This is a genomic window from Duganella hordei (genome assembly GCF_040369125.1).
Lineage (GTDB): Bacteria > Pseudomonadota > Gammaproteobacteria > Burkholderiales > Burkholderiaceae_D > Rugamonas > Rugamonas hordei.
Genome location: NZ_BPWI01000029.1, coordinates 1 through 17,645, shown reverse-complemented (window position 1 = coordinate 17,645; position 17,645 = coordinate 1). Strand labels below are relative to the sequence as shown.

12 protein-coding genes are annotated in these 17,645 nt (G+C 67.4%); 11 read left to right on the top strand and 1 reads right to left on the bottom strand.

Annotated features, from left to right (window positions below):
- Positions 1 to 123 precede the first annotated feature (123 nt).
- Positions 124 to 2,022, top strand: a complete 1,899-nt coding sequence (gene dsbD, locus ABWW33_RS31495; protein ID WP_353405378.1) for a protein-disulfide reductase DsbD — start codon at positions 124 to 126, stop codon at positions 2,020 to 2,022.
- Between the two features lie 2 nt (positions 2,023 to 2,024).
- Here dsbD and ABWW33_RS31490 read toward each other — a convergent pair whose 3' ends face one another.
- The gene (locus tag ABWW33_RS31490; RefSeq protein ID WP_176655258.1) at positions 2,025 to 2,504 is read right to left on the bottom strand and encodes a Spy/CpxP family protein refolding chaperone; all 480 of its coding nucleotides are present in this window, start codon (positions 2,502 to 2,504) and stop codon (positions 2,025 to 2,027) included.
- Between the two features lie 197 nt (positions 2,505 to 2,701).
- On the opposite strand from ABWW33_RS31490, the gene ABWW33_RS31485 reads away from it, so the two are divergent.
- The 10 genes from ABWW33_RS31485 (at position 2,702) to ABWW33_RS31440 (ending at position 17,519) form a co-directional block, all read left to right on the top strand.
- On the top strand, positions 2,702 to 3,430 hold the full coding sequence (locus tag ABWW33_RS31485) for a response regulator (protein ID WP_176655259.1): 729 nt from the start codon (positions 2,702 to 2,704) through the stop codon (positions 3,428 to 3,430).
- Positions 3,427 to 4,782 carry an ATP-binding protein gene (locus tag ABWW33_RS31480; protein ID WP_176655260.1) on the top strand — a complete coding sequence of 452 codons (1,356 nt, stop codon included), beginning with the start codon at positions 3,427 to 3,429 and terminating at the stop codon, positions 4,780 to 4,782. Before ABWW33_RS31485 ends, ABWW33_RS31480 begins: the two co-directional genes overlap by 4 nt.
- Positions 4,783 to 4,942: 160 nt before the next feature.
- The gene (locus tag ABWW33_RS31475; protein WP_353405377.1) at positions 4,943 to 6,100 is read left to right on the top strand and encodes an efflux RND transporter periplasmic adaptor subunit; all 1,158 of its coding nucleotides are present in this window, start codon (positions 4,943 to 4,945) and stop codon (positions 6,098 to 6,100) included.
- 3 nt (positions 6,101 to 6,103) lie between these two features.
- Positions 6,104 to 9,253 carry an efflux RND transporter permease subunit gene (locus ABWW33_RS31470; protein WP_353405376.1) on the top strand — a complete coding sequence of 1,050 codons (3,150 nt, stop codon included), beginning with the start codon at positions 6,104 to 6,106 and terminating at the stop codon, positions 9,251 to 9,253.
- Between the two features lie 72 nt (positions 9,254 to 9,325).
- On the top strand, positions 9,326 to 11,236 hold the full coding sequence (locus tag ABWW33_RS31465; RefSeq protein ID WP_353405374.1) for an FAD/NAD(P)-binding protein: 1,911 nt from the start codon (positions 9,326 to 9,328) through the stop codon (positions 11,234 to 11,236).
- Between the two features lie 254 nt (positions 11,237 to 11,490).
- A complete protein-coding gene (locus tag ABWW33_RS31460) occupies positions 11,491 to 12,327 on the top strand; it encodes a hypothetical protein (protein ID WP_353405373.1) in 837 nt (278 codons plus the stop codon).
- An 83-nt stretch (positions 12,328 to 12,410) separates the two neighbouring features.
- The gene (locus tag ABWW33_RS31455) at positions 12,411 to 13,082 is read left to right on the top strand and encodes an ABC transporter ATP-binding protein (RefSeq protein WP_353405371.1); all 672 of its coding nucleotides are present in this window, start codon (positions 12,411 to 12,413) and stop codon (positions 13,080 to 13,082) included.
- Positions 13,079 to 15,067, top strand: a complete 1,989-nt coding sequence (locus ABWW33_RS31450) for an HlyD family secretion protein (protein ID WP_353405369.1) — start codon at positions 13,079 to 13,081, stop codon at positions 15,065 to 15,067. The genes ABWW33_RS31455 and ABWW33_RS31450 overlap by 4 nt, the downstream gene beginning before the upstream one ends.
- Positions 15,064 to 16,287, top strand: coding sequence for an efflux RND transporter periplasmic adaptor subunit (locus tag ABWW33_RS31445; protein ID WP_353405367.1), 1,224 nt, complete (start codon positions 15,064 to 15,066; stop codon positions 16,285 to 16,287). Before ABWW33_RS31450 ends, ABWW33_RS31445 begins: the two co-directional genes overlap by 4 nt.
- Positions 16,284 to 17,519, top strand: a complete 1,236-nt coding sequence (locus tag ABWW33_RS31440) for an ABC transporter permease (protein WP_353405365.1) — start codon at positions 16,284 to 16,286, stop codon at positions 17,517 to 17,519. Before ABWW33_RS31445 ends, ABWW33_RS31440 begins: the two co-directional genes overlap by 4 nt.
- Positions 17,520 to 17,645 lie beyond the last annotated feature (126 nt).

The following is a 17,645-nucleotide window of genomic DNA, read 5'->3' as shown; positions in this document are numbered from 1 at the left end:
GTGTTGAGTTTCTCACAAAAACCGGAGACGTTGCTGGGATTAAGAAGGGATTAAGCCCCGCCTCAGGCGGGAAAAGCAGCCCCGGTGTACTATGCTGGTGCTCGTTTCGTCGAAAGAAAACTCATGCTCCGTTTCGCCCGTCTGTTCGCCCCGCTGCTGTCGCTGATCGCCCTGTTGCTGGCTCGTCCCGCGCTGGCCGATGACGGTTTCCTGGAGCCGGATGCGGCCTTCAAATTCTCGGCGCAGATGGTCGACGGCCATACGCTGTCGGTCAGCTTCCAGATCGCCGACGGCTACTATATGTACCGCGAGCGCTTCAAGTTCAAGGCGGACGGCGCCAAGCTGGGCGCGCTGGCCATCCCGGCCGGCACCGTGCACTTCGATGAAACCTTCGGCAAGAACGTCGAGACCTATCGCAAGACCGTCACCATGACGATGCCGGTCGATGCCGCCGGCGCGTTCACGCTGCTGGCCACCGGCCAGGGCTGCTCGGACAAGGGCCTGTGCTACGCGCCGCAGGATTACAAGATACAGCTGGTGGGCAGCGGCAGCGTGCCGCTGCCTGCAGCTGCTGCGGTTGCGACCGCGTCGCCCTCAGCCGGTGCCGCCGCAGCGGGCGCATCGTCCGCTCCGGCCGCCGCCATCGGCGAAGGCACGCCCGCCGCCGTCACGCCGGGCGTCACCATCGTCGCCATCCCGACGCCCAAGGTCGCCGTCATCCCGCCGCCAGCTCCGCCGGTTGCCGCAGCCGCCGCCCCGGCCACCGAATCCGGCCGCCTGGAAGCGGCCCTGAAAGGCGGCAAGCTGCTGGTCATCCTGCCGCTGTTCGCGCTGCTGGGCCTGGGCCTGTCGTTCACCCCGTGCGTGCTGCCGATGGTGCCCATCCTGTCCTCGATCATCGTCGGCGAAGGCGCCAGCAGCAGCCGTGGCCGCGGCTTGCTGCTGTCGGTCACCTACTCGCTGGGCATGGCCATCGTCTACACCGCGCTCGGCGTGGCTGCCGGACTGGCGGGCGAGGGCCTGGCCGCCGCGCTGCAAAATCCGTGGGTGCTGGGCAGCTTCGGCGTGTTGATGGCTATCCTGTCGCTGTCGATGTTCGGCTTCTACGAGCTGCAGGTTCCGGCCGCGCTGCAGTCCAAGCTGAGCACCGTGTCGAACCGTCAATCTTCCGGCAAGCTGGCCGGCGTGTTCGTGATGGGCGCCATCTCCGCGCTGATCGTCGGCCCGTGCGTGGCCGCGCCGCTGGCGGCCGCGCTGGTCTACATCAGCCAGAGCCGCGACGTCGTCATCGGCGGCGCCGCGCTGTTCGCGATGGCGGTCGGCATGAGCGTGCCGCTGATGCTGGTCGGCGTCTCGGCCGGCGCCTTGCTGCCGCGCGCCGGCATGTGGATGGACGCCGTCAAGCGCTTCTTCGGCGTGCTGATGCTGGCGATGGGCTGGTGGCTGGTGGCGCCGGTGCTGCCGGCGGCGGTGCAGATGCTGGGCTGGGCCGCGCTGTTCGTCGGCTACGGCATGTATCTGCTGATGAATTCGGGTAAGTGGGTGGCCAAGTCGGTGGGCGTGATCGTCGCCGTGCTGGGCCTGATGCAGCTGATCGGCGTGGTCAGCGGCGGCCGCGATCCGCTGGCGCCGCTGGCCCACCTGACCGGCGGCAAGCATGAGGCGCCGCTGGCCTTCCAGCGCGTCAAGACCGTGCAGCAGCTCGACGCCGTGCTGGCGCAAACCGGCGGCAAGACCGCGATCCTGGACTTCTACGCGGACTGGTGCGTGTCCTGCAAGGAGATGGAAAAACTGACCTTCGTCGATCCGCAAGTGCGCGCCAGGCTGGCCAACACCATGCTGCTGCAAGTGGACGTGACCGCCAACGATGCCGACGACAAGGCCATGCTGAAGCGTTTCGGCCTGTTCGGCCCGCCGGGCATCATCCTGTTCGACAAGGCCGGCAAGGAAATCGACGGCGCCCGCGTCATCGGCTTCCAGGACGCGGCGAAGTTCACCGCGTCCCTGTCCCGCCTGAACTAGGCTCAGCCGCGGTGGCCGCCCCAGCCGCCGCGATGGCCGTGGAAACCGCCATGCTTGCCGCCCATCGTATTGTCGTCAAAGATGGCTTTCTGCTCGGTGGTCAGCTGGCCGTAGAACGCGGTCAGCGCCGGCAGCGTCGCCTCCATCTTCGCTTCGTGCTGCTTGGCCATCTCGATCATCTTGCTCAGGCGATCAGGCGCCGACAAGGTGGCGAACGATGTGTGGTCAGCCGCGCCGGTGGCGGCCGGCTTGATCGCCGCCTGGTAGGTCGCCCAGGCCGATTCCTGTTGCGCGGTCAGCTTCAGCAGGTCGTGCAGCTTGGCCTGGCGCTTGGCGAACATTTCCGCCATCTTGGCCTGCATCTGCTCCTTGCTGACGACGGCGCCGTGACGGCCGGCCGGCGGCGTCGTATCCTGTGCCTGTGCGGCGGCCATACCCAGTACGGTAAAACCGATCAGTATGCTTTTGCGTAAGACGTTCATGGTCGTTCCTTTATCATTGAAAGTTAGGTATCGCAGTGCGTTGGTCACCGCGCTTGAACCCATGTTGGCAGCGCTAGGTTGCCGCCAAGTTTCGCGGCCCGAAGTTTTTGTATCCATATGTTTCGACCCTATGGTCATATACAAGACGATACAATTGGTGATTGGTCACACGGGGCCGAACTGGGGATAATTAGCATATGGAACCCACATCTACTATCTTGATCGTCGACGACGACCGCGACATCCGCACCCTGCTGGCAGATTACCTCGAATCTAACGGTTACCGCGCCCTGTGCGCCGCCGACGGGATCGCCATGTGGAAGCTGCTCGACGAAGCCCGCCCCGACCTGGTCGTGCTCGACCTGAACCTGCCGGGCGACGACGGCCTGACCTTGTGCCGCAAGCTGCGCGCCCACTCGACGCTGCCGGTGATCATGCTGACCGCCCGCAACGAACCGCTGGACCGCATCCTCGGCCTCGAGATGGGCGCCGACGACTACCTGCCGAAGCCGTTCGAGCCGCGCGAGCTGCTGGCGCGCATCCGCAGCGTGCTGCGCCGCAGTAACGCCATGCCGTCCGGCAGCGGCACCGACAAGGCGCAGCAAATGCGCTTTTCCGGCTGGACCCTGGACCTGACCGCGCGCCACCTGCTCAATCCGGACGGCATCGTCATCATGCTGTCGGGCGCCGAGTTCCGCCTGCTCAAGGTCTTCCTCGAGCATCCGAACCGCGTGCTCAACCGCGACCAGCTGCTGAACCTGACGCAGGGGCGCGACGCCGATCCGTTCGACCGCTCGATCGACATCCAGATCAGCCGCCTGCGGCAGAAGCTGGGCGAGGACGCGCGCCTGCCGCAAATCATCAAGACCGTGCGCAACGGCGGCTACGTGCTGGCCGGACAAGTGACCGTGGAGCCGCTAGCGTGAAAGCCTTTTTCGGATCAATGACCGGGCGCGTGTTCCTGATCCTGCTGCTCGGTATCGTCGCCTCGGCGGCGCTGACCCAGTGGCTGGCCGTCGGCGAACGCACGCGCGCGCTGGAACGCTACCGCGATTTCCATGCGCTGGAGCGGGCCGAACAATTGATCACCACGGCGGACGTGCTGCCGGAAGCGTCGCGCCCGACCTACCTGCGCATGGCCAATCGCGGCACGGTGCGCCTGGAGCGCAGCGACGTGCCGAGCGCCACCGCGTTGCCGCAGACCGAATTTTCCGCCACCTTGCAGCAGCGCCTGGGCGACGGCTTCAAGCTGGGCCCGCTGGTCGAGCATCCGGCCGCCTGCGACCTGCCGCGCCAGTCCCCCAATATGTTCGCGCCCAGCCAGTGGCGCGGCACCTGCGAAACCATGAACGTGCGGCTGCACGACGGCCAGGTGCTGAAGCTGTCCGTGCTGCCGCCGCGCTCGCCGCCGCCGTCGGCCCACAGCGAGCTGCTGACCATGCTGCCTTTCCTCATCAGCATTACCGCGCTGGCCTACCTGGTCACGCGCATGACGGTGCGTCCGCTGAAGCTGCTGGCGCAGGCCGCCAAGGACCTGGGCAACGACATCAACCACCCGCCGGTGGTGCTGAGCGGCGCGGCGGAAATCCGCCAGGCCAGCGCCGCCTTCAACGCCATGCAGGCGCGCATCCGCCAGCACATCATGCAGCGCACGCAAATGCTGGCGGCGATCACGCACGACCTGCAAACCCCGCTGACCCGCCTGCGGCTGCGGCTGGAAAAAGTCGGCGACGCGGAATTGCAGCAGCGCCTGATCGACGACCTGTCGGCGATGCAGCAGATGGTCAAGGAAGGCCTGGACCTGGCGCGCAGCATGGACACCACCGAAACCATGCAGGCGCTGGACCTCGATTCGCTACTCGACAGCGTGTGCAGCGACGCCACCGACGGCGGCCAGCAGGTCGAGCTGCGCGGCAGGGCGGCGATGGCGCTGATGGGACGTCCGCTGGCGATCCGCCGCTGCCTGGTCAACCTGATCGACAACGCGGTGAAATATGGACATTACGCCAACGTGACGGTCGAGCGCATGGTCGGCGCCGCCCGCATCCGCATCCGCGACGGCGGTCCCGGCATCGACCAGGACCAGATGGCGCGCGTGTTCGAACCGTTCTACCGCATCGAAACCTCGCGCTCGCGCGAATCCGGCGGCACCGGCCTGGGGCTGACCATCGCCCGCAATATCGCCGAGCAGCACGGCGCCAACGTCATGCTGTCCAACCATGCGGACGGTGGACTGGAAGTCACTCTGATCGTTCCGGAATACTACGCCGGCTCCTGACGGGACCACCGCCGTTCCTACACCGCTGCGCCCAGCCCCCGCGCAGAAAAAAACCGTCCGGCGGCTGTCGCCGCGCGGTTTTTCCAACAAATACTATGCGACAATATTCCGCCTTATGCACGGCGGCAATATTTTACGACGGTAAAACCTGGTTCAAAAAATGAAAAAATCTTCCTTAGCAATCCTGGCCGGCGCCATCGCCGTCATCGGCGGCGGCATCTGGTACACGACCCACGGTTCGGGCGAGCAGCAAGCCGGCGCCAAGCCCCTGAACGGCAGCGGCCCACAAGGCCCGACCACCGTCAGCGTGATCGCGCCTAGCCGCCAGGATGTGCCGGTCGTGCTGCAGGCCAACGGCACCGTGACCCCGATCACCACCGTCGACCTGCATCCGCAAACCACCAGCACCATTTCCAGGGTCCATATCAAGGAAGGCCAGTTCGTCAAATCGGGCGAGCTGATGTTCACGCTGGACGACCGCAGCGAGCGCGCCAACGTCGACAAGGCCCAGGCCCAGGTCGAGCGCGACCGCGCCGCGCTGGCCGACTACGAGCGCCAGTACAAGCGTTCGATGGAGCTGCTGTCGAAGAACTTCATCTCCCAGGGCGCGGTCGACACGCTCAAGAGCCAGGTCGATTCGGCGCGCGCGCTGCTGCAGTCCGACATCGCCGCCGCCCGCTCGGTCGGCGTGGACGCCAGCTACACCAGCATCCGCGCGCCGATGACCGGTCGCGTCGGCGCCATCAACGTCTACCCGGGCAGCCTGGTGCAGCTGGCGACGTCGCTGACCACCATCACCCAGCTGGACCCGATCACCGTCGCCTTCACCCTGCCGGAATCGGCGCTGGCCGGCTTGCTGCAGGCGCAGCATGAAGGGCCGGTCACGGTCAAGGTCGCGCTGGGCAGCTCCGACAAGGAAATCACCGGCGCGCTGAGCTTCATCGACAACACCGTCGACCCGGTGGCCGGCGTGATCCGCGTCAAGGCCCAGTTCGACAACAAGGACACCAACCTGTGGCCCGGCCAATACGTCAACACCCGGCTGATCTCCCATGTGCTGAAAGATGCAACGGTGATCCCGCAAAACGCTATCATTAGCAATAGCCGAGGTACATTCGTGTACGCGATCGATGCCGACCAGTCCGCCAAGGTGGTCAACATCAAGCGGCTGTACGCGTTTGGCGACAACGCCGCCGTATCGGGACTGAGCGGCAGCGAGAAAGTCATCGTCGACGGCAAGCAGAACCTGCGGCCGGGCGGCAAGGTGCGCGTCGCGTCGGCCGACAAGCCGGCCGACGGCGCGAAAGAGAAGGGCTAAGCAATGAACCTTTCAGAACTATGCATCCGCCGGCCGGTGATGGTGGTGCTGCTGTCGCTGAGCCTGATATTGGCCGGCGTGCTGGCCTACTTCTACATTCCGGTCGCCGCGCTGCCGAGCTACAACACCCCGGTCATCAACGTCTCGGCCGACCTGCCGGGCGCCTCGCCGGACACGATGGCCTCGTCCGTCGCGCTGCCGCTGGAAAAGCAGTTCTCCACCATCGCCGGCCTGGCGATGATCACCTCGACCAACACGCTGGGCAATTCCTCGCTGACGCTGGAGTTCGATCCCAGCATCAACGTCAACGAAGCGGCGGTCGACGTGCAGGCCGCGCTGCTGCGCGCGCAGCGCCAGCTGCCGGTCGAGATGACGGACCTGCCGTCCTACCGCAAGGTCAACCCGGCCGACGCGCCGGTGCTGTTCATGACGATGAATTCGCCGTCGCTGACCTTGTCCGAGCTGAACGACTACGCCGAGAACCTGATCGCGCCGTCGCTGTCGACCCTGCCGGGCGTGGCGCAGGTGACGGTCAACGGCCAGAAGCGCTTTGCCGTGCGCGTGCGCGCCAAGTCCGAGCTGATGAACGCCCGCAACATGACGCTCGACGAGCTGCAGCAGGCGATCAAGTCGGCCAACGCCAACACGCCGCTCGGCGTGCTTGACGGCCCGAGCCAGACGCTGACCATCCAGGGCAATGCCCAGATGATGAAGGCGTCCGAATTCGCCGAGCTGATCATCGCCATGCGCAACGGCGAGCCGGTGCGGCTGAAGGACGTGGCCGACGTGCAGGACAGCTTCCAGTCGGTCAAGAGCTACGGCAGCTACAACGGCGAGCGCTCCATAGTGCTGCTGGTGCAGCGCCAGCCGGACGCCAACACCGTGCAGGTGGTCGACGGCGTGCGCCGCCTGCTGCCGCGCTTCAAGGCGCAGCTGCCGGCGTCGATCAACATCAACCTGGTCAACGACCGCTCGGTGTCGATCCGCGAAGCGATCCACGACGTCAACCTGACCTTGCTGCTGACCATCGCGCTGGTGGTGCTGGTGATCTTCCTGTTCCTGCGCCGCGCCGCCGCCACCTTCATCCCGGCCATCACGATGCCGATCTCGCTGCTGGGCGCGCTGGCCCTGCTGTACGCCTTCGGTTACAGCCTGGACAACGTTTCGCTGCTCGGCATCACGCTGGCGGTGGGCCTGGTGGTCGACGACGCGATCGTGGTGCTGGAAAACATCGTGCGCCATATCGAACTGGGCAAGAAGCCCTTGCAGGCCTCGCTGGTGGGCGCCAAGGAAATGGGCTTCACCATCATCTCGATCTCGGTGTCGCTGGTGGCCGTGTTCATTCCCATCTTCTTCATGCCGGGCGTGATCGGCCTGATGTTCCACGAATTCGCCGTGGTGGTGGCGCTGTCGGTGCTGGTGTCGGCGGCGGTGTCGCTGATGCTGGTGCCGATGCTGGCCAGCCGGCTGCTGCCGGCCGACGCCATCGATCCGGAACACGACAAGGGCGGCTTCATCGGCCGCTGGTTCGAGACCGGCTTCACCGCGCTGCGCAACGGCTACGTGCGCACGCTGGACATCGCGCTGCACCACCGCTATGTCGTGCTGGCCGCCGCGGTGGGCACCTTCGCGCTGACCGCCGTGCTGTACATCACGATCCCGAAAGGCTTCTTCCCGGAGGAGGACCTGGGCCAGATCCGTGTCAGCACCGAGGCGTCCGAGGATATCTCGACCTCGGCCATGCTGGCGCTGCAGGACCGCGTGGCGGCCGCCATCAAGGCCGACCCCAACGTGCAGGACGTGACCTCGTTCACCGGCGGCGGCAACAGCGGCCGCATGTTCCTGGTGCTCAAGCCGCGCAACCAGCGCGACAAGATGCCGCAGGTGCTCGACAGCCTGCGCAAGGCCACCAAGAAGGTCGCCGGCATTTCCGTCTACCTGAGCCCGGTGCAGAACCTGCAGCTGGGCGGACGCCAGTCCAAGAGCCGCTACCAGTACACGCTGCAGTCGGTCAGCCCCGGCGCGCTGAACGAATGGGCCGAGAAATACCTGGACCGCCTGCGCGCCGATCCGGACTTCCGCGACGTCACCAGCGATTCGCAGAACAAGGGCCTGCAGGCGTCGCTGAAGATAGACCGCGACAAGGCAAACAACCTGGGCGTGGCCATCGGCGACATCCGCACGGCGCTGTACCTGGCCTTCGGCGAGCGCCAGGTGTCGACCATCTACTCGCCGGCCGCCAGCTACTACGTGATCATGGAGGCGGCCGACGCCGACCGCCAGTTCGACAGCGCGCTGACCAAGATTTCGGTGCGCAACAAGACCGGCCAGCTGGTGCAGCTGTCCAGCTTTGCCAGCGTCGAGCGCACCATCGGCCCGACCGCCGTCAACCACCAGGGCCAGCTGCAGGCGATCACGCTGTCGTTCAACCTGGCGCCGGACGTGCCGCTGGGCACGGCCACCGCCAAGATCGACAAGATGGGCGCGGACATGCATCTGCCGGCGTCCATCATCACCAACTACGGCGGCGACGCGGCCGTGTTCCAGAGCTCGCAGAGCAGCCAGCTGATCCTGATCATCGCGGCGCTGGGCGTCATCTACGTGCTGCTGGGCGTGCTGTATGAAAGCTATATCCACCCGCTGACCATCCTGGCCGGCCTGCCGTCGGCCGCCGTGGGCGCCTTGCTGACCCTGCGCCTGTTCAACCTGGACCTGACGATGATCGCCATCATCGGCATCCTGATGCTGATCGGCATCGTCAAGAAGAACGCCATCATGATGATCGACTTCGCGCTGCACGTGCAGCGCAACGAGGGCCGCACGCCGGCCGAGGCGATCCGCGAAGCCTGCGTGCTGCGCTTCCGCCCGATCATGATGACCACCATGGCCGCGCTGATGGGCGCCTTGCCGATCGCGCTGGGCCTGGGCGCCGGCGCCGAGCTGCGCCAGCCGCTGGGCCTGGCGGTGGTCGGCGGCCTGATCTTCTCGCAAGTGATCACCTTGTACATCACCCCGGTGATCTACCTGTTCCTCGACAAGTACAGCGGCAGCGGACCGATGGGCGACGACGAGCTTGCCGACGACGCGGCGCCGCCGGTGCCGGAAGGTGTGCACGCCGTGCCACTGAAAGCGGTGAACACCGTCAAGCATTGAGCGGTGACAAGCTGAGCGGGAGAGCGCCTCTTTATCATAGGCAAGTTGGCTATGATGAAAGGGCGGTCGCAGATGAAGCGCTACAGTGTCACCATCATCGGCATGGGCCCGCGCGGGCTCAGCGTATTTGAGCGCATCGCCGCCATCGCCGACAGCCGCCAGCTGCCGCTCGACATCATCCTGGTCGAACCCGGCGAATGCGGCCCGGGCGTGCACGGCATGCGCCAGCCCCAGCATCTGCTGATCAACACCATCGCCAGCCAGGTCACGCTGTTTCCCGCCCCTGGCGCCGTGCGCCACGCGCCGGTGTGCGCGACGCCGTCGCTGACCGCGTGGGCGCGCCAGGCCGGCTACCGCCGCGTCGGCGAGCGTTTCTATCTGCTCGGCGACCACGGCGGGGCCGACATCACCGAAGCCGACTACCTGCCGCGCTGCCTGCTGGGCGAATACCTGGCCTGGGCCTACCAGCAGATCGCCGCCGCGCTGCCGGCCAGCACCACGCTGACGCACCACCGCCTGCGCGCCGCCGACCTGTGGCAGCAGCCGGATGGCCGCTGCGCCATCGAGCTCGACAGCGGCTTCATGGTCTACAGCGATTTTGTCTTCCTGACGACCGGCCACGGCCGCAACCTGCCCAGCGACCTGGACGCCTGGCTGGGCAAGTTCGCCCAGGATCACGCGCGCTACAACAGCCGGCTGGGCTTCGTGCGCCATGTTTATCCGCTGGACAAGCTGGATCGCATCGCCGCCGACGCCCGCGTGGCGATCCAGGGGCTGGGCCTGAGCGCGCACGACGTCATCGCCGAGCTGACGACGGGGCGGGGCGGCGTTTTCGCGCAGGGCGAGCAGGGCTTGCTGTACCGCCGCTCCGGCCGCGAACCGCAGCTGACGCTATGTTCCCGCAACTGCCTGCCGTACGCCGCGCGCGGCGTCAACCAGAAGGGGCTGGACGGCCGCCACCAGCCGCACTATTTCACCCCCGACGCGGTGGACGCGCTGCGGCGCATGGCGCTGTCCGGCCGGGGCAGCCGCCAGCTCGATTTCGACCGCGAACTGCTGCCGCTGCTCAAGCGGGAAATGGCCTGGGTCTACCGCGCCACGCTGGTGCTGGCCGCGCCGGACGGCGCCGTGCCCGATCCCGCCGCCTTCGTGCCCAGTGCGCAGGACGAGGCGCTGATCGACGAGCTGCTGTTCCCGCTGCGCGAGCGCCAGTTCGCCACGCTGGACGACTTCCGCCACTTTTTCACCGGCTGGCTGCGCGCCGACCTGGCCGAGGCGCGGCTGGGCAATGTCGGCAGCGCGGTCAAGGCCGCCACCGACGTGCTGCGCGACGTGCGCGCCACGCTGCAGGCGGCGATCGAGCACGGCGGCCTGACGCCGACCTCGCACCGAAAGTTCCTCAACGTCTACCATCCGGCCATCAACCGCGCCGCCTTCGGCCCGCCGCTGCGGCGCAACCAGGAATTGCTGGCGCTGCTGGACGCCGGCGTGGTCACCATCGTTTCCGGCCCCAACAGCACCATCGACATCGACGAATATGATTCGACCTTTGTGCTGGGCACCAAATTCGGCGGCTGCACCGTCAAACACCCGGTCGATGTGCTGGTAATTGCCCGCCTGGACGGCTTTTTTCCCGAAATCGACGAATCCTTACTTATCCGTAATATTCTCAAAAGAGGGCTGGTGCGGCCCTATTACAACGGCGTCTTCCACCCGGGCGGCATCGAAATCGACGCCGACTGCCGGCCGGTCGATGCCCGTGGCAAGGCCGCCGCCGGCATCTGGGCGCTGGGCTATCCGGTGGAGGGCGCGCACTACTACACCCATGCCTTGCCCCGGCCGCAGCTGCGTTCGCGCCAGGTTTTAGACGCGGATCGCTGCGTAAACGCGATGTTTGGCCTGATGGAGGAGGCGCCCCGCCGCGGCGCGCGCCACCGCACCGCCGCCGCGTCCGCCACGGCCTTGCCGCAGCCGATTTCGTGAGATTGCTGATACATACGGTAACACCCATCAAGACGCGGAACTTGTAAGCTACTCCCGGTATATACCCTGGAGCGTACGCGTTGCCGTCCGGCGCGCTATCATGGCCCCTGTTCAGCAGTTCCCAAAATCGCGGGACTCTGGCACTATGGCCGCATTTTTGTCGACTTCGTTCCCACCCAAGGTTTGCTATTTTGCACCACGATTCCCACATACTTTCTGCAAATTCCGAATATTGCGAAACGTGCGGCCAGCGCTTGCCTGAGCCGGGGGCGAGGTACGCCGATTGGGATCGCAAGTCGCAGTCGCGCCGGGTCGGCATCGGTATTTCCATCGCGCTGCACTTGCTGGGCGTGCTGTACTACTTCCTGTCGCCGGCGCCCGAGCGCAAGCATTCGGCCCCGCCCAAGGGCGGCGTGATGGTGTATATCGCGCCGCTGCCGGACAAGGCGCCGAACAAGCCGCAGCCGAAGAAGACCGAGGTGGCCAAGGCCAGCAAGCCGCCGCCGCCGCGCAAGCAGGTGGTCAGCAAGGAGGCGCCGGCGGCGATCCGGCCGAAGCTGGAAACCTATGTGCCGCCGGTGCAGGCGACGATGACGCCGCCGCCCGAGGCGGACATGTCGGAAATGATCGCCAAGCGCCGCGCCGCGCGCGAGGCCAACAATCCGCAGCCGGCGCCGCCGGCGCCGACCGAGACCGAGAACGAACGCGCCACCCGCATCGCCAAGGCCAACATCGCCGGCGCGCAGGGCCGTTCCGGCGGCGCCGACAAGGACGACACGGGCGGCATCTTCTCGGTGGACAAGAGCTACCACAGCGCGGACGTCAAGTTCCGCGGCTGGAACACCAACTTCAAGCGCAACTGGACGCAGCAGGTGCACGTGGAGCAGGGTGCCGAGCCGGACATCGAGACGGCCGTGGTCAAGGAAATGATCAAGGTGATCCGCAAGGAAAAGCAGGGCGATTTCCCATGGGAATCGCGCCGCCTCGGCAAGGTGGTCATCATGAGCGCGCGCAAGGAAGACGAGAAGGACCTGATCGCCTTCTTGCTCAAGGAAATGTTCCCCGAGTACACGCGGGGCGCCAGCCGCTAGCGGCCCCGCGTTGTGAAAAAATGTTGTACTGTTCGTCAATTGCTTAATTGACAGCATCAGCCGTGGACGGGATACTGCCACGGATGATTGAGCTCAGCGCTATCCGCAAAACCTACCGCCAGGGCGGCAACGACATCCGTGCGCTCGACGGTGTCGACCTGCATATCGCCTCCGGCGAATTTGTCGCAGTCATGGGGCCGTCGGGCTCGGGCAAGTCCACGCTGCTCAACGTGCTCGGCGTGCTGGACCGGCCCGACAGCGGCCGCTACCGGCTTGCCGAGGACGACGTCAGCGCCCTCGACGACGATGCCGCCTCCGACGTGCGCAACCGCCGCATCGGCTTCGTGTTCCAGTCCTTCCACCTGCTGCCGCGCCTGACGGTGCTGGAAAACGTGCTGCTGCCGCAGCGCTACGCCCGCGCCGCCGATCCGGAAGCGGCCGGCCGCGCCATCGCGCTGCTGGAGCGCATCGGCCTGGGCGAGCGGGTCGGCCACCTGCCGGGACAACTGTCCGGCGGCCAGTTGCAGCGCGCCGCCATCGCCCGCGCGCTGCTGAACCGGCCGGCGCTGCTGCTGGCCGATGAGCCGACCGGCAACCTCGATTCCCGCAGCGCCGCCGAGGTGATGGCGCTGTTGCGGGAACTGCACGCAGGCGGACAGACGCTGGTGCTGGTGACCCACGATCCGGACGTTGCCGCCGCCGCCCAGCGCACCATCCACCTGCGCGACGGCCGTATCGACGAGGCCGCCGCGTGAGGCCGCGTCTGCGGCCGACGACGATCGCGCTGCTGTGCGCGCTGCCGTTGCTGGCCGCCGGCATCGCCGCCGCCGTGTCCGCCGTGTCTTCTGCCGCTGCTCCGCCATCGCCCGCGGCGCCGGCGCGGCCGGCCGTTGCCGGGGCTGCGCCCATCGCCCGGCCGGTATTGCTGACCGGTGAAATCGAAGCGCTGGACACGCAAACCATCGTCGTGCCGCCGTCAATGTCGGCGCCTGTGGTGCTGCGCAACTTCGTGGCCGAAGGCACGCCGGTCAAGGCCGGCGACCTGGTGCTGCGGATTGAAACCAGCGGCGGCGCCAACATCGACCGCATGAAGATCGAACTGCAACGCGCCATCGCGCGCACCCAGCGCGAGGTCGCCAATCTCGAGGCCGGCGCCATCGATACCGAGAAAGCGCTGATCAGCGCCGAGGCCGCGTTGGCCAAGGCCAAGGTCGACGCCGCGCTGCCGAAGCTGCAGATCACGCCCCTCAACTACGACCGCTACCAGGCCGAGCTGGACCGCGCCACCCGCGACCTGGCGATCAAGCGGGAAACCCGCGACAACTATCTGCGCTCGGTCGATCGCCGGCGCGAGGATGGCGAGCTGGAAATGAAAAAAATGCAGATCAACCTGGCTTTCCAGATCGCCCAGTTGAAGCAGTCCGAAGTACGTGCCGAGCGCGACGGCGTGGTGGTGCATGGCTACAGCCCGTGGAAGGGAGAGCGCTTCGAGGAGGGGGCGTCGGCCTGGCCCGGCAACGCGGCCGGCGTGGTGCAGGGCCAGGGCCAGATGGCGGCCAGCGCCTGGGTGCTGGAAGCGGACCGGCCCTACCTGTCCGAGGGCCAGGACCTGAGCCTGCGCTTCGACGCGCTGCCCGGCGCCGCGCTGACCGGCAAGATCAAGTCCATCACCAGCGCGCCGGAAGCGCGCGCCAGCTGGGGCCGGGGCCGCTATTTCCGCGTGCGCATCGGGCTGCCGGAAGGGCACGGCTTGCCGCTGGTGGCGGGCATGAGCGTGTTTGCCGAACCGCGCACGGCGGCAGCGGCCGTGCGTCCGCCGCCGCCGTCGGTGCAGCTGCTGGCCATCGAAGGCGAGATCGCGTCGCGCCAGGCGCTGCCGGTGTCGCCGCCGTCCATTCCGTATGTGTGGCAATACAAGCTGGCCAGCATCCCTCCCGAAGGCACGCTGGTCCAGGCCGGCCAGCCGATCGCCCAGTTCGAGGCCGGCGAGGTCACCACGCAGCTGATGCAGCAGCAGGGCCAGCTCAACGAAAAGCGGCGCGCGCTGGAAAAGCTGCTGCTCGACCAGGCCGAGGCCGACCGCGCCGGCGAGCTGGCGGTGGCCGAGGCGCAGAGCAATGCCGAGAAGTCCGAGCGCAAGGCCAGCCAGCCGAAGGAACTGATACGCCGCGTCGACTACGACAAATTGGTTATCGAACGCACGGAAAAAACCGCGCTGGCCAAGCTGGCGGTGCAGCAGCGCGCCGCACAAATCCGCGCCCGCCATGCCGAACGCGCCGACCTGGAATCCGAAGTGGCGGACTTGCAACTGCAGCAGGCCGCGCTGGCCAAGGGCCAGGCGGCGCTGACCGTGATCGCGCCGCGCAAGGGGCTGCTGATGTATCGCAGCAATTTCAGCGGCGAAAAATTCAGCGTGGGCAGCCAGGTGTTCATGGGCCTGTCGGTCGCCACGCTGGCCGATCCCGAGCAGCTGTACATCAACGCCGCGGTGCCCGAGGCGCAGGCTTCCAGCGTCCATGTCGGCCAGCAGGCGCGGGTGACGGTGCCTGGCGCCAACCAGGCGCTGAACGCGCACGTGGTCGCGCTGGGGCGCGCCTTCCACGGCAAGTCCACCGCGCAGTCGACCATCGTGCGCAATGTCGAACTGCAGTTTGATGGGACACCGGCCGGCCTCAAGCCGGGCGCCGCCGTGCAGGCGGTGCTGGTCGCCGACGCCGGCGGCAAGGAGCGCAGCCGATGAAGCAGCTACTACCGAGGCTGCCGCCGGCTGCATCATCGTTGGCGCTGATGCTGGCGCTGGCCGCCTGCGGCGACCGTGAGCCGGCCGCTTCCGGCGCCATCGAAACGCTGGCCGCGCGGCCGTGGGCCGAGACGCTGCAGGTCGACGGCGAAATCAATGCCGCCGCCAGCACCATGCTGGCCGTGCCCGGCAGCGGCTGGAGCCAGCGCGTGTTGGTGAGCATGGTGGCGGAGGGCAGCGCGGTCCGCCAGGGCGACGTGGTGGCGCGCTTCGACGCGCCGCAGTCGCGCATGGAATTGTCGCAGGCCGAACTGGAACTGCTGCGCAAGACGCTGGCCGAAGCCGGCAACGCCGCCAACGCCGCCGTCGAACGCAGCACGCTGGCCGGCGAGCGCGCCAAGGTCGAGGACGACCTGGGACTGAGCCGGCGCTACGCCGACGTCGACCTGACCATCTTCGCCCGCAACACCATCCTCGACGCGCTGGCCGACGTCGGCTTCCTCGGCGCCAAGCGCAGCTACCTGGACTGGAAGAGCGGCCAGGCGCAGACGCGCGCGGCGGCCCAGGACGCGGTGCTGCACTCGCAGCGCGACAGCATCGAGCAGTCCGCCGGGCGCAACCGCGACAGCCTGGCCGCGCTGGACCTGGTGGCGCCGCACGACGGCGTGTTCCTGCTGGTGCCGCGCTGGGACGGCGCCAAGCCGGAAATCGGCGCCAGCCAGTCGGCCGGACAGGTATTCGGCATGCTGCCCGACCTGCGCCAGCTGGTGGCGCACTTCAGCGTGGCCGAGGGCCAGGCCTTCGGCTTGAAGGCCGGCCTGCCGGTGCAGGTGCGCCTGGCTGGCACCGGCACCGCGCTGGCGTTGACGGTGACCCGCGTCGGCAGCACCGCCGGCACCGTCTCCGCCGAATCGCCGGTCAAGTACAGCGACTTCGACGCCGCCATTCCGAACGAGACGGCGCTCAAGCTGGGCCTGAAGCCGGGCCAGGCGCTGCGCGGCAGCGTGCAGCTGGTGGCGCGGCCGGCCGCGCTGACCGTGCCCAACCTGGCGCTGGTGCAGGATGGTTCCGGCTATGCCGTCTACACCGAGGAGCAGGGCAAGCCGGTGCGGCACAAGATCGAACTGGGCCAGCGCGGTCCGGTGCGCAGCGAACTCAAGAGCGGGCTGGCGGCCGGCGCGCGCGTCGTGCTGCTGCCGCCGGCGGCGGTGAAATCATGAACCTGGCGCTGATACGCGAAGCCGTCACCGAACTGCGGCGGCGCAAGCTGCGCACCGGGCTGACCTTGCTGGGCATGATCTTCGGCGTGGCCGCCATCGTCGCCATGCTGGCGGTGGGCGAGGGCAGCCGGCGCGAGGCGCTGCGGCTGGTGGCCGAGCTGGGATTGGACAATGTGCTCATCGAAAGCAAGGCCATCGAACCCGAGCGCTTGAAGGAAATCCGCACCCGCTCGCTGGGCCTGTCCGCCGCCGACGCCGAAGCGGCGCTGTCGGTGGTGCCGGGCGCGCAATCGGTGGCGCTGAAAAAGGAGATCAAGGTCGACCAGCTGGTGCTGGGCGACAAGGTGGTGGCGGGCCGCGCCTACGCCGTGTCGCCGTCGTATGCGTCGCACAGCGGCATGACGGTGGCCAGCGGGCGCTGGCTGGCCGCGCAGGACGGCGCCACGCTGGCGCCGGTGTGCGTGGTCGGCGCGCGGCTGGCGCGCACCCTGTTCGGCGACGGACCGGCGATCGGCCAGCGCGTCAAGCTCAACCACGTCTGGCTGGAAGTGGTCGGCATCCTGGCCGACCGTGCGCAGAGCAAGTCCGATTTCGAAGGCGTGAAGCTGGGGCTGGATGACGAACGGCTGTTCGTGGCCTGGGAGACCGGCCGCGCGCGCTTCAGCTTCAAGCGCATCGAGGACGAAGTGGACGGCATCAGCGTGCGGCTGGGAAGCGGCGTGGCGCCGGACAGCGCGGCGCGCGTGCTGCAGGCGCTGATCGCGCAGCGCCACGGAGGCGCCGACGACACCAATCTGATCGTGCCGATGGGGCTGTACCGCCAGAATCAGCAGACGCAGCGGATCTTCACCATCGTCATGAGTTCGATCGCGGCGGTGTCGCTGCTGGTGGGCGGCATCGGCATCATGAACATCATGCTGGCCAATGTGCTGGAGCGGCGGCGTGAAGTGGGGTTGAAGCGGGCGCTGGGCGCGCGCCGGCGCGATGTCATCGAGCAGTTCCTGGCGGAGGCGCTGGTGATCGCCGTCAGCGGCGCCCTGCTGGGCTTGGCGCTGGGCGCGGTGGCCGCCTACAGTATCGCGGCGCTGGCCGGATGGTCGGTCGCGTGGTCGCCGCTGAGCCTGATGGTGGCGGTGCTGCTGTGCGTCGGCGTCGGGCTGGCGTTCGGCGTGTTCCCGGCGCGCCAGGCCGCCGCGCTCGACCCCATCGCCGCGCTGCGCAGCGACGGATAAAAAAGCGGGGTCAGTTCCTAATGCCGTTAAGTTAAGGAACTAGGCCGGCCCCAGTTAGTTGTTGTAAACATGCGCGAAGGCTGTTAACCTTCGCGCCATGCTTTCCGACGTTCTCCCTTTGACCAC

Excerpts from the sequence above, each read along its gene's own strand:
- ABWW33_RS31445 (WP_353405367.1), top strand. The coding sequence starts at position 15,064 with ATGAAGCAGCTACTACCGAGGCTGCCGCCGGCTGCATCATCGTTGGCG.
- ABWW33_RS31475 (WP_353405377.1), top strand. The coding sequence starts at position 4,943 with ATGAAAAAATCTTCCTTAGCAATCCTGGCCGGCGCCATCGCCGTCATC.
- ABWW33_RS31455 (WP_353405371.1), top strand. The coding sequence starts at position 12,411 with ATGATTGAGCTCAGCGCTATCCGCAAAACCTACCGCCAGGGCGGCAAC.
- ABWW33_RS31440 (WP_353405365.1), top strand. The coding sequence starts at position 16,284 with ATGAACCTGGCGCTGATACGCGAAGCCGTCACCGAACTGCGGCGGCGC.
- ABWW33_RS31485 (WP_176655259.1), top strand. The coding sequence starts at position 2,702 with ATGGAACCCACATCTACTATCTTGATCGTCGACGACGACCGCGACATC.
- ABWW33_RS31490 (WP_176655258.1), bottom strand. The coding sequence starts at position 2,504 with ATGAACGTCTTACGCAAAAGCATACTGATCGGTTTTACCGTACTGGGT.
- ABWW33_RS31470 (WP_353405376.1), top strand. The coding sequence starts at position 6,104 with ATGAACCTTTCAGAACTATGCATCCGCCGGCCGGTGATGGTGGTGCTG.
- ABWW33_RS31465 (WP_353405374.1), top strand. The coding sequence starts at position 9,326 with ATGAAGCGCTACAGTGTCACCATCATCGGCATGGGCCCGCGCGGGCTC.
- dsbD (WP_353405378.1), top strand. The coding sequence starts at position 124 with ATGCTCCGTTTCGCCCGTCTGTTCGCCCCGCTGCTGTCGCTGATCGCC.